This is a genomic window from Alteromonas sp. 38 (genome assembly GCF_902506055.1).
GTDB lineage: Bacteria > Pseudomonadota > Gammaproteobacteria > Enterobacterales > Alteromonadaceae > Alteromonas > Alteromonas lipotrueae.
Genome location: NZ_LR733300.1, coordinates 3,537,262 through 3,550,034 on the forward strand (window position 1 = coordinate 3,537,262; position 12,773 = coordinate 3,550,034).

Genomic DNA, 12,773 nt, shown 5'->3' on the forward strand with positions numbered 1-12,773 from the left:
ATTAGGTTAATCAACAGTAACCATTGCACCTTGCTGGGATGCAGAAAGCTTGATTGCATCCCACAGCTTTGCCATCGCTAAACCTTGGCGCACATCTGAAGGGTTATCAATTTCACCCGTTATGGTTTGCTGGAAAACGTTCATTAGGTTATTCGCAGATTCCTGCTCCTTTCTAACCACTTTGCCATCACTGTCCTCTATTTCCATCCAGCGTCCCCATGCGCAAACTCTCACCACGTAATCGGTAAAGTAACATTCAATGCGTGAAGTACAACGAATGCTGTTACCGCAGGCATGCAAATTGAACAAAGTCCCATTTTCAAGTTCACCGCTTACCGTGGTAACAATGTCTACCGGATAATCAAGATTGCGCATACTTGCCGTTACGTTGGTTAGCGGGCTATTGGCTAACATTGAGACGGTATTCATCATATGCGCGCCAGTGTCAAACATAAAGCCCCCTCCTGAAACAGCAGGAATTTGCTTCCAATGGCCAGCGTATGTGGTGGCCCAGTTTTCCCATATAGACGCTGTAATACTCACCAACTCTCCATATGTATTAGCCAAAATATCTTGTTTTAGCTGTTGTACTAGAGGCGAAAGCCCGCCTTGATAAGCAACCACTAAGGCCTTACCTGAAGACTCTTGTGCCGCGATGAGTCGATTCGCTTCATCTACGCTGGTTACCATTGGTTTTTCCAATAACACATCCAGACCAAGTGTAAGCGCCATCTCAGCTTGTTCAGCATGACTAGCATGGGGAGTGCAAATATAAACAGCATCTAGATTGTCACTCTGACTTTGTAACAAGGTCTCCCAACTTGAGAAGCACGCAGGCTGAGGTTGGCCTTGCTGATCGGCGATACTTTTGACCAACGTCATGGCATCTTCGTTTGGATCCATTACTGCATCTATTGACACATCAGAACGTGAAATCCACGTTTCAATGTACTGAGAGGCTTTTTTACCACAACCAATTACCGCTAACTTAAGCGCCATCTATTATCTCCTTGAATTTCTCATCACCAAGCTAGCCGTTATTGGCTAATGCGTTATAACCTTACCGGATTTAACGTGTTGGCTTTCGGTTAAATTTAACAAACTTTGTTATATTAAATTTTATCTTGACACCGGTGTCAATATTCGTGATATTAAAAATGTAAATTATATGTAATGCAGGCAAATAATATTGTTATGATTTTGACGAACAATGTAATTAAATTAGCACTCTTTATTCTCAGTTCAGGGGTTACGCGCGATGAAAGGTAGTTTTGCACATCGTGTCGCTATTATTGTTTTTAGTTGTTTTATGTGCGATTGCGCAATGGTTCAAGCTTCACAAAAAAGTCATCCCACCAAACCAACTCTCGTAATTGCCGAACATAGATCAGCCAGGCTAAACGCGCTCTATCAGTTAAAAGAGGGACTTGAAGCGCGCCTAGAAATCAACTTGAAAATTGTAGAATATCCAGCTCCAGCACAAGATTATTTCACCAAACTCGTTACTGAACTACGAGCAGGAAACGCCCCAGACATTTTTTCTATCCCCCGCGATGTGCAACTAGACGATTTAGCCGCAGCTGGATATTTAGCCGATTTAACGACGGCGATGCACAACTGGGATGGCTATTCACAATTACCCAAGCTGGTCAGTTCGCTGGCAAAAGGGAGTTTCGACAATCGCACCTATGCCGTGCCTTCCATTGTAGCGATTGAACAACTTTATTATCGTCATGATTTACTTGAGGCTGCCGGTATAGACACTACCCAACCGAAAAGCTGGCAAGAATTACTTCACCGCGCGCGTACGATTAAACAGGTAACCGGTCAATTCCCTCTATTGTTTCCAGCAGGTTTAACGTGGGGAATGGGTTCCTATACCGAAGGGCTACGCTACCTGTTGGCTGGCTTTTCAGATTACCGCTTGATAAACCAACAGGGGCAATACCAACTTAACGACAACGCTGTCCTTGAGGCCTTTAGTTTCTATCAAACGCTGGTACAAGAAGCACTGCTTCCCGTGACTCCGCTGCTCAACCCAGAACCTTGGGTTATTCCCAAGTACGAAATGTTTCCCAAAGGGGAGCTTATGATCACAACCTGTGGTACTTGGTGCCGGGTTTTCGATTGGGGAGCCAGTAGTCGTAATCCTATTAAGAACGTGGAACAGGCAGTAGGCAATTGGAAAATACCCACAGCCGATGGCTCGCCACCTTTCGTGCTGGCATCTATGGTTTATGCTTGGGCCGTTAATGCAAAAAGCCGCCAGCTCGACATGGCAACAGAGCTAGCGCTTGCGCTAGGGTCGGTTGATGTAGCGCTCACCTACGCGAGAAACTTAGGTAATGTTCCCGCCCGCATGGATGCACGAGATCACGCAGATTTTCATCAGCTAGGTGCTTTAATGGAAGCACATGCTCAACTACCAGAGGCCCGCGCTTTGCGCTCCACCGTTGGAGCGAATGCAGTAATGGCTGGGGTAGCAAGGTCAACAGAAGCAGTTTTAATTGGTCGAGAAGATGCAAAAGGAGCGCAACAATTATTGAAAGCGTACGTGGCAAGTGTGTTGGGTGACAACGCGGTAAGTGAGGATTAGGTATGGCAATGAGTTTCGAATCAAAAAGGCAATTGGGCTATCGCATTATGATGGCTCCCGCGCTACTCCTAATGGGTGCATTTATTGTTTTTCCTGCTTTTTACGCGTTTTCGTTAAGCTTAACCAATGATGCACTTCTTGGCTTTGCAGCAAAAGAGTCATCGTTTGTGGGGCTTCGAAATTTCAGCCGCTTATTTAGCGACCCACTATTTTGGAACTCGCTCAAAGTTACACTTATCTTTGTAATAGGTTCTGCGGTTATTGGGCAATTTGTATTGGGCTTTGCGTCGGCCATCTGTCTTCAGCGCCCTGTAAAATACAAATCTATTTTTAATGCCATCATATGCCTACCTAATGCGGTGCCAGAAATGGTCGTAGGCTTTTTATGGATATCTATGTTTGCCAGTGGTGAATATGGCACGTTAAACCGTATCGTAACTTCTTTTGGCATTGAGCCGCAGCAGTGGCTTTATAGCTTTCCTTTGTTTTCAATTATTATCGTGAACACATGGCGAGGTATAGCCTTTTCGATGATCTTGTTAACCTCAGGTTTGGCATCTATTCCTAAAGATATTTACGAAGCGGCCAAAGTGGATGGCGCCTCAGACAGACAAATTTTCACCCGTATTACGTTACCGCTTATGATGCCGACCATATTTCTCTACATGTTTATCTCTACGGTAACCACTTTTGCAATATTCGGGCTTGTCTACACCCTCAGCCGAGGGGGACCTGCAAATAGCACCGAAATATTGGGTATCTATATTTACAATCAGTCATTCACTTCTTTTCAACTAGGCTATGGCGCAGCGGTAGCCGTGGTGAGTTTGGTGGTATCTATGATTCTAGGTGCAGTCTACGTGCGCGCATTGAAGGTAGAAGTATAGTATGAAAACTGGAGTGACTATTATGACTCACACACACAGCCTGCCAGAGAGTGCTTCAAATCGAAAAGCCTACATGACACTTATCATGATTTCGTTTTTCTGTTTAATTCCTTTCTTTTGGGTGTTACTTGCCGCTTTCGACCCGAATGCAACGCAATTTCTCGCGATCCCTAAGGACGTTACCGTCGCCCATTTTTGGAACCTGTTTGCTAATGAAAGTGGCCTGCGCTGGATTGTTAACTCGGTGCTGATTGTTGGGTTGGCCACGCTACTTACCTTAATATTCGCCGGCTTTGGTGGCTATGCGTTATCTCGAACAAAAGCCTGGTGGAAACGCCCTTTGCTATACGCCATTATTCTCGTTCGAATAGTGCCACCTCCGGCGCTCATCGTTCCTGTTTACAAGGTTATGCTAGCGTTAAATGACATGGTAAACAGCGTTATTATCTCGATTACCGATAACGTTGAACACCAGTTAGTATTGAGTCGAATTTTTTCTTTTGTTGATGGCTATCTAGGACTGATACTCATCCATACAGCCATGCAGCTGCCACTGGCTATTTGGATAATGAAAACATTTTTTGACGCTATCCCTAAAGATTACGAAGAAGCCGCTGCACTTGATGGTGCCAGCCAAATTCAGACGGTACGTCATGTACTTATCCCACTTGCACTCCCAGGATTCGCCGCCGCTGGCTTATTTGCATTTATTAATGCATGGGGAGATTTTCTGATGCCATTAATGTTTACGTCTTCTCCAGAACTGCAAACGTTACCACTGGGTATGTTTAGAGCCTTTCTGCGGGTTGATGCCATTGATTATGGCTTTCTTACCGCCCTTGCGGTTATTTACACACTCCCCGCTGTTATTGCATTTTCGTTTGCCAGAAAGTTTCTAACACAAACTTTTTCTGGCGGTGTAAAAGGATAGAAAGGTTACCAACATGTCACAAATTGAATTGATCAATATAAAAAAGCAATTTGAAAATACTGAAATTGTAAAAGGTGTGGATATTCACATTGAGAAAGGTGAATTCGCGGTCATTGTAGGCCCCAGCGGGTGTGGCAAGTCTACCCTACTGCGGATGATTGCTGGCCTTGAAGATATCTCTAGCGGAGAATTAAAAATTGGGGGACAGGTTGTTAACCATGTATCACCTGATAAACGCGGTATCGCCATGGTATTTCAATCTTATGCCCTATACCCACACATGACGGTAGCAGAAAATATTGGGTTTGCCCTTAGTCTTCAAAAAGTGGACAAGCAGGAAATTAAACAACGCGTGAAAGAAGCGGCAGAAATGCTAGAACTTACTGCGCTACTTAAACGCAAACCGGCTGAACTCTCTGGTGGTCAACGACAAAGGGTTGCCATCGGCCGTGCAATTGTAAAACGCCCGCAACTCATATTGTTTGATGAACCGTTATCTAACCTAGATGCCAAGCTTAGAGTTCAAATGCGCGCTGAACTTATGCGATTACATAGGGAATTCGGATCAACGGTGATTTACGTTACACATGACCAAGTAGAAGCCATGACTATGGCACAAAAAATCATTGTGTTGAATCAAGGAAAAGTAGCCCAAGTCGGTAAACCTATGGCTCTGTACCAGCAGCCTGACAATCAATTTGTGGCACAATTTATCGGCATTCCCAAGATGAACTTGCTACCGGGGGCAATAAAAGATAATCGCTTCTTGGGAGAGTGTAATCAAGATGTCTCCTTAACCCAAACTTATCACAATGCCACTCTGGTGAATTTAGGTATTCGACCAGAGCATGTCAATATTGATCATCAGGGGAACGAATGGAACGTTATTCTAGTGGAACGTTTAGGCGTAGAAACATTCATCCATGTTGAAGCAAATAACGCACAACAAGTGGTTGTGAGGCTAGAAGGAAATACCGACGTTGCAGAAGGTCAAAGGGTTGGATTGATAATAAATCCCGATGTATGCTTTTTGTTTGACGAGAACGGCGAACGAATACACCCCAAGCTAGACGTTTTAAATGTTGTACAAAACTCAGCGTAAATGGTTCTAGCTAGTAACACAATATCAGGCCTTAGTGCGACGCTAAGGCCACTTCATGTGAAGAGTTAACATAACGCTCAATTACCCAGACTTTTCAAACCGCCCCACCCCTAATTTTAATGGCCTGCCCCCGGTATCATCAACCCTAAAAAAGTCGCTAACCCGTACAAAAAATTAACGAAAAATAAGCCACAAAGACGAATAAACACACACAAAGAGCCGAAATTTCAGACAACAAAGGAAAAATAGCTTAAAAAAAACACAAAAGTTAACAATAGAATAAAAAATGGTGAAAATTTTGATTATTTGTTGACACCGGTGTCATTAATCCTATAAATTCATGTTAGTTAATTGTTAATCAGGGGACAACCATGAATAAAAAAGTAAAAACCGCAATAGCTTTGGGTGTAATTACTGCCCTATCCACAACATATGCTATACCTGTCATCGCCCAAGAATCGGCTGATGACACGCTAGAAATAATTGAAGTAAAAGGATTTCGTGGCGCAGTAATAAAAGCCAAGGACTTAAAACGCGAATCATTAGTTGCACAAGATTCAATTGTTGCAGAAGACATCGCTGATTTTCCCGACTTAAACCTAGCTGATTCATTACAGCGTGTTCCCGGGATAGCAATTACCCGTGAAGGTGGAGAAGGACGACAAATATCACTTCGCGGAATGGGCCCTCAATTCACGCGGGTTGAAGTTAACGGTATGGAAGCCTTAGGTTCGTCTTCATCTCCTATGGACAGCCGGGGCGCCGTTACCCGCTCAAGGGCTTTTGACTTTAACATTTTCGCATCTGAATTATTTAACCAAATTGATGTTAAGAAATCGTATTCTGCCGAAATCGAAGAAGGCGGTATCGGTGGTACTGTTAATTTGAAAACGGCCAAGCCTTTTGACTTCAGCGGCCCTAAAGGGGTGGTTGGTGTACAAGGTGGCACAAATACTAACACTGACAATTTTGACAATCGCTTTGTAGGCATGGTCTCTAATACGTGGGATAAGTTTGGCGCACTGGCCTCTGTTGCTTATAGCACAAGGAAGTCTAGCGAGCACGGCTACAACACTTATAGATGGCGTAAAAAAAGCACTTCAGACTATAGTGATAGCATCGACTCAGGCACTGCTGCATTGCTTGAAAGCGGCGATCTATGGTTTTCTAGAGGTAACCGCTACTCTGTCTGGAATAACGAACAAGAACGCTTAGGTATTACTGCCTCTTTGCAGTACCGTCCATCAGATGACGTAGACTTAAGCCTAGACTTCATGCGAGGCGAACTGAACAATACCTTAGATGAGCACCATATATCTACTGGCGGCTCAAGTAGTACCGCATTAGGTCGCGTGGAAGAGCTTGAATATATTGATAATAACGGTGATAAAGAAGTGGTATTCGCCCGTTATTCTGATACCACTGTACGAACAGAGTCGCGTGAAGATTATAATGAGTCAATCTTTACTCAGGTTACGTTCAATGCAGATTGGGTCATTTCAGATGCATTATCGGTAGAAGCACAAATAGGCACAAGTTCCTCTGAATACAATCAACCTAAGGTTAATAAAGCTAACCTTATGCGCGAAGGAAGCGGCATCACCACAGATTTCACCCAAGACCGTTTTTATGGCGTAAATACCTATGATTTCGATCCTACATCGACTGACGGTTGGTTAGTTAAAGACTTGTACTTCCAAGAAGACTACATGAATACCGACTACGATAATGCCAAAGTTGATTTTAGGTACTTAGTTGGTGATTCTGGCACAATCAGTTTTGGCGCAAACTATAAAAAATTCACTAACTCCGGTGAACGCAGACGTGATTCAGGCTATGTGCAAAGCAAAGATACTCCACTTAATACTGGCGTAAATACCATTTCTTCTGATATCACTGAAGTCTATTCTGATCACCCAGATCAAAGTTGGTTACAACTAGACATGGATGCAGTTAAAGCGTTTTACGGCTTATCTGATCTCTCGTTAGGAGACGATACTGTTGTAGAGACCTATGCCTTCGAAGTGCAAGAAGAAACCCAAGCACTCTACGGCTTATATAGCTGGGATAGCATACTGGGTGATTCGACCTTTAGAGGAAGTATAGGCTTGCGCTACTACAACACAGAACTGACTTCTAGCGGTGTTTCTAATGGTGAAGACATTACCATGGTTCGCGACTACTCAGGCGTACTGCCTACCCTGAATGTGGTGTATGAGGTAAGCGAAGATGTACTGCTGCGCTTTAGTGCAAGTAAAAATCTAACTCGTCCCTCTTTAGGCGCGCTTTCGGTCTCAGCAAGTGTTTCGCAAGCTACCTTGGCAGAAGGTGACATTGGTTCAGTATCAATAGGTAACCCTGATTTAGAACCGTATTCATCAGTCAACATTGATACCTCTATTGAATCTTATTTTGAAGGCGTTGGTTACCTTTCTGCTGCGGTATTCTTCAAAGATATTGAAGATTTTATAGTCACGGAAACAGCAGCTGAAACCAAAACCCTTGCAGAATTGTCGTTGCCTGAATCTTTGTTGCCAAACGGAGGCACTTCGGACACTCAATTTAATGTAACCACACCGCAGAATGCCGACGCATCCACTATTAAAGGTTTTGAGTTATCTTTCCAACGTGATTTCGATTTCTTGCCCGAACCTTTCCACAATATGGGGATGATTGCTAACTACACTTGGGCAGATGGCACAAGTAAGTACCGCAATGTACAAGGTAGCGGGGAAGATCAAGTTAAGGCATTCCAAGGGCTATCAAAAAGTAGCTACAACCTAACTGTCTATTATGAAACAGATACATGGGGCGCTCGCATTGCTGCAGCCTACCGTGACCGTTACATTAGTAGCGTTGAGTCTGGCCTTGGCGACGAAGACGAACGTGGATTCCATGAAACCACTTATGTCGATTTCTCGGCTTTCTATCAGCTCAGTGAAGCACTTAAGCTGAACATTGAAGGTATTAACTTAACCAATCAACAAGAAGTTCAGTATAGTGACTCCAGTGATCGTCAATACAACACCACGACGAGCGGAAGAACCTATATGGCAGGTGTAACTTATAAGTTTTAATCCGTTACTTATTGTCAAAGGCGCCTGAATTTTCTGGCGCCTTTTTTATTACTACATATATTGTAACGTTGACGTTTTTAATTTGGTCATAATTTTAGGAGCCTGTAATGCGCTACCCAGCATTGTACTCAGTGATTTTATCTTTCCCGCTTTTAGCGTCATGCAAAAGTACTGTTGACCAGCCCCAAAGTAATATCCCGCCGAGCTCCACACAGCAGGCAACAACACCAGAGTGGCTAGCAGGTGATCACCATATCCATGGTAAATATAGTGCTAGATGGGATTGGAGTACCACCCCACCTACGCCTATTTTACGAGGAGATGCACAGTACGCCACCGCCATTTACGCGCAAATGGCAAAACATCACAATCTTAGTTGGATGGTTACCACAGATCATGGTGGCCCTGCTCATAGTAAGGTAAATTTACATCAAGCCTATCCAGAGCTTGTTGCATCGCGCAAGGCCACACCAGAAGTACTGCAGTTTTACGGAATGGAATTTGACACACCAGGAGCACGCCACTGTAGTTTAATCATTCCACATACTGCGAATGAAGCTGAACAACTTTTTCGTATAGAAAAAAACTTTAATCGACGTGAGGTTGAACCCAATTCCGTCCCCAGAGACACCAATGCCTTTATGTTAAAAGCGCTAAAGTCCATGCAAGCCGAGAAAGATAAACCGCTTTTAATTGTAAACCACCCTGCTCGTTTAGCAGACAAGCTTGCTAGCTTCAAAAAGGTCACCCCCGAGAAACTAAAAGGTTGGCAAGATGCCGCACCTGATGTAGTGATAGGGATGGAGGGTGCGCCAGGACACCAGGCCAACGCGCTGAACCCTGATGGCTCAATAAAGAAATCTGGAAAACGTGGCGGCTACGATCATTTCCCTACTATGGGTGGCTTCGATCAGATGACCGCTATTGTAGGTGGTGTATGGGATCGTATGCTCAGTGAAGGTAGGCGTTGGTGGATAACCGCAGCATCCGATAGCCATATGCATTACACAGAAGGGCGAACAGACTTTTGGCCGGGTGAATATTCAAAAACCTATGTTTTTGCTAACAAACAATACGCCGATATTATGCAAGCACTGCGCGACGGTAAAATATTTGTTACCACTGGCGATCTAATAGATTCATTGTCTGTTGAAGTGAAAAGTAACGCCAATATGACTGCCAATATAGGTGAGACAATCGCCATTGCGTCGGGTGGCGATGCCACAGTGAGAATACGATTTCATGACCCTGACAATCACAATTTTGGCCGTCAGAACCCAAAGGTCGAACGTGTGGATGTGATTATTGGAAACGTAACGAGTGGCGATGAACCTGATGTAGCGCCAGTGGTTCATCGTTTTACACCCGATAAGTGGAGGGTAGATGGACAATATGGGGTTATCGAAATGTCACTTAACGATATTCAACAAGGGCATTACATTCGTGTTAGAGGCACCAACAATGCAGATGAACTTGAACCTGAAATAGACCCGCCAGGTGAAGATCCTTGGTCTGACTTATGGTTTTACAGTAACCCTGTATTTATTACTTTAAATTAGCCCTATCGGCCTGCCAACATACTCACTATCGTATGTTGGCAGAGCCACTTATTATTTTTGCATGGTCGACAACGAAGGGGGTAACTTACCCTTTCCCCAGTCAGATGGCTTAGATGCCATTTTTAATTTCAGCTCTCCTCCTTTTATTACATCTTCATGCGCTATCCAAGTGTTATTAAATGGTTTGCCGTTCAAGCTGGCAGAAACAATGTACCGATTCTTTTTACTAAGCTTATCGGCGACCACTTTAAAGGTGTTCCCCCCTTCAATATGCAAGGTAGCCGACTTCACTTGTGGCGTGTTAATCAAATAATATGGCTGTCCCGCATTGGGAAATAGGCCAATCATGTGAAAGGCCAGCCAAGATGACATGGCGCCCGAGTCGTCGTTACCCGGCAAACCGTCTCGCGCGCTGGTGTAATGTTCTTGGATGATTTTATTAATTCTGTCAGAGCTTAAATGTGGCTTCCCTAACCAATGATAAAGCGTTGGTGTTAAAAACGAAGGTTCATTGGCTACATTGTAATAGTTGTGTTCAAAGAATGTGTTTAAGCGAGCTTCAAATGCATCGCTACCGCCACTCTTCTCTATCACTTGTGCAATATCATGAGGTACATAGAATGAGTATTCCCATGAACTAGCTTCGTAGAAAAAACCACACCACCAGCACACACAATTTGGCCAGTCTTGCGCAAGCGGCGTGTACTCAATGTTCTGCGCTATACCATCTTTGATAGTACAAGGAACTTCATCTACCCACTTTCCATCAGCATCTTTGGGCATAATGAAACCACGAGCGCCGTCGTGCTCGGTATCACGCCATAAGTTTTGCCAATTATTTGATTGATCAATAAACCGGTAATATTCCCCCATGCGATGCAAACCTTTTGCAACGGTGGCTAACGCAAAGTCGTTGTATGCGTATTCTAGGGTGCGATTTCCCGCGCGCACGTAATCGGTGGATACATAACCTAAATGGTTGTAATCCTCTAAGCCCCCTCGCCCTTCTTTCTCGCTATTTCCACCAGGAGAAACTGTGGCATTTTTTATCATCGCTTTAAGGGCTTGGTGGTAATTAACGCCGCTTAAATTTTTAGCGTAAGCATCTGCAATGACCACATCAGCATTTGAACCGCCTTGAGTGCGACCATTTGTATTACCGCTGCGCCCTTCAGGTAGATAACCATCGTAGCGATAGATATTTAACATGCCATTGATAATGTCAGCTTGGCGCTCTGGAGCAATTAAGGTGATGAGAGGTGAAGATGTACGAAAGGTATCCCAAATGGCGTAGAAGTCGTCATAGTAAGGTGTTGCCGTCCAAAGCGGGTTTTCACCGGAACGATCTACCGGCATCAACATCGTATGATATAACCCTGTATAGAACATGACGCGCTGTTCTCGGCTTGCTGATTTATCTAATTCGATTTGCGCAATTAACCGTTCCCACTTTTGTTCACTTTGCTCTCGTACCAGATTAAAGTTCCAATGCGGTATTTGATCTCGAAGGTTCTCAGCTGCCTTGGCTTCGCTAATAAATGAAATGCCTATTTTCAGCTTAACTGTTTTACTTTTATGGTCGCTAAACTGGCAAACTACGCCCGTTTTATCACCCGAGTCATATTGACTCTTTATAGACGGATAAAGGGTGTCACCCTTGAACGTGCTAAAACTATCACAGGGTTGATTAAGCTGGGCATGATAATACACCGTGTATGCATTACCATTATTCCAACCGCCGCGAATTCGACTATAGCCTCGAATTTCAGTTGGCGAAATGACTTCTACCTGAGAACCAACAAATTGCTGTGCTTCCCTTGCATCAGGAACGGCTTTTTCACCTAGAAAAAATCCACCGTCTATTTTAATCGCATTGTTGCGATTATCACGAAACGTATATTGATGAAATGCGGCTCTATCGGCGGTGGCTAGCTCTGCTTTTATTCCCCACTTAACCAAATCAGTCGCATAGTAACCTACGCTGGTATGCTCATTGGCACGCAAACTCGTTTGCGCAACCGACTCGAAATCTCCTGAATACGGCATAATAGAAATATTACCGTACTTAGGTCCGCCACCTGTACCGCTGACGTGTATTTGACTAAAGCCAACGAGGGGTTTGGTTAAATCTGGGTCGTAACCACTATTACTGTGAGTGCCAATATCTGGCCCTGGCTTCACCATGCCAAATGGGTTACTGGGGCCAACGAACACGTTCCCCAAACCTTCTGAACCAATGAAGGGGTCGATATATTCATGGTAGTTGTTCTTAGCGAAACTCATCGAACAACAAAGCAATATTGAAAGAAATAAAGTAGATTTCAGCAAATTGAGCATTAATGTGACCTTTAAGCGCAAACTAATTGTGGAACTAGCCGCTATTAACGAAATTTTAACTAGTATTTTTTACCACGCCTTTGACACCGGTGTCAAACCTCGCATATAGTAGTAAACAGTCGACACGTTGGCCTCAGTAAATTTGTTAACGCTCGACTAGGCACTTTAATTGGACAAACCAATAAAACCTGAATTCCTATAGCTTTTGTAAACCCGAAAATGTTTACCACTCAACGATAAAGCCATAATAAATAGACTTATACTGGTGAAAAGAATGTTATATG

The 12,773-nt window shown here is 43.8% G+C and carries 8 protein-coding genes; 6 read left to right on the plus strand and 2 right to left on the minus strand.

Annotation, left to right across the window (positions count from 1 at the left end):
* Positions 1-6 precede the first annotated feature (6 nt).
* Positions 7-999, minus strand: a complete 993-nt coding sequence (locus FLAVO9R_RS15355; RefSeq protein WP_044057808.1) for a Gfo/Idh/MocA family protein — start codon at positions 997-999, stop codon at positions 7-9.
* A gap of 259 nt (positions 1,000-1,258) precedes the next feature.
* Here FLAVO9R_RS15355 and FLAVO9R_RS15360 point away from each other — a divergent pair, with 259 nt between their 5' ends.
* The 6 genes from FLAVO9R_RS15360 to FLAVO9R_RS15385 all read left to right on the plus strand — a co-directional run bounded on the left by FLAVO9R_RS15360 (position 1,259) and on the right by FLAVO9R_RS15385 (position 10,152).
* Positions 1,259-2,596: an ABC transporter substrate-binding protein gene (locus FLAVO9R_RS15360; RefSeq protein WP_159532712.1), complete on the plus strand. Its 1,338-nt coding sequence runs from the start codon at positions 1,259-1,261 to the stop codon at positions 2,594-2,596.
* Between the two features lie 8 nt (positions 2,597-2,604).
* Positions 2,605-3,483: a carbohydrate ABC transporter permease gene (locus tag FLAVO9R_RS15365; RefSeq protein WP_201299277.1), complete on the plus strand. Its 879-nt coding sequence runs from the start codon at positions 2,605-2,607 to the stop codon at positions 3,481-3,483.
* Between the two features lie 22 nt (positions 3,484-3,505).
* The gene (locus FLAVO9R_RS15370) at positions 3,506-4,414 is read left to right on the plus strand and encodes a carbohydrate ABC transporter permease (RefSeq protein ID WP_197035934.1); all 909 of its coding nucleotides are present in this window, start codon (positions 3,506-3,508) and stop codon (positions 4,412-4,414) included.
* Positions 4,415-4,427: 13 nt separating this feature from the next.
* Positions 4,428-5,516, plus strand: a complete 1,089-nt coding sequence (locus FLAVO9R_RS15375) for an ABC transporter ATP-binding protein (protein ID WP_159532714.1) — start codon at positions 4,428-4,430, stop codon at positions 5,514-5,516.
* Between the two features lie 371 nt (positions 5,517-5,887).
* Positions 5,888-8,593, plus strand: coding sequence for a TonB-dependent receptor (locus FLAVO9R_RS15380; RefSeq protein ID WP_159532716.1), 2,706 nt, complete (start codon positions 5,888-5,890; stop codon positions 8,591-8,593).
* Positions 8,594-8,700: 107 nt separating this feature from the next.
* A complete protein-coding gene (locus FLAVO9R_RS15385) occupies positions 8,701-10,152 on the plus strand; it encodes a phosphoesterase (protein ID WP_159532718.1) in 1,452 nt (483 codons plus the stop codon).
* A 51-nt stretch (positions 10,153-10,203) separates the two neighbouring features.
* On the opposite strand, the gene FLAVO9R_RS15390 is transcribed toward FLAVO9R_RS15385, so the two are convergent.
* Positions 10,204-12,489 (minus strand): GH92 family glycosyl hydrolase, encoded by a 2,286-nt coding sequence (locus tag FLAVO9R_RS15390; protein ID WP_159532720.1) that lies wholly within the window; start codon positions 12,487-12,489, stop codon positions 10,204-10,206.
* Positions 12,490-12,773: the final 284 nt, after the last annotated feature.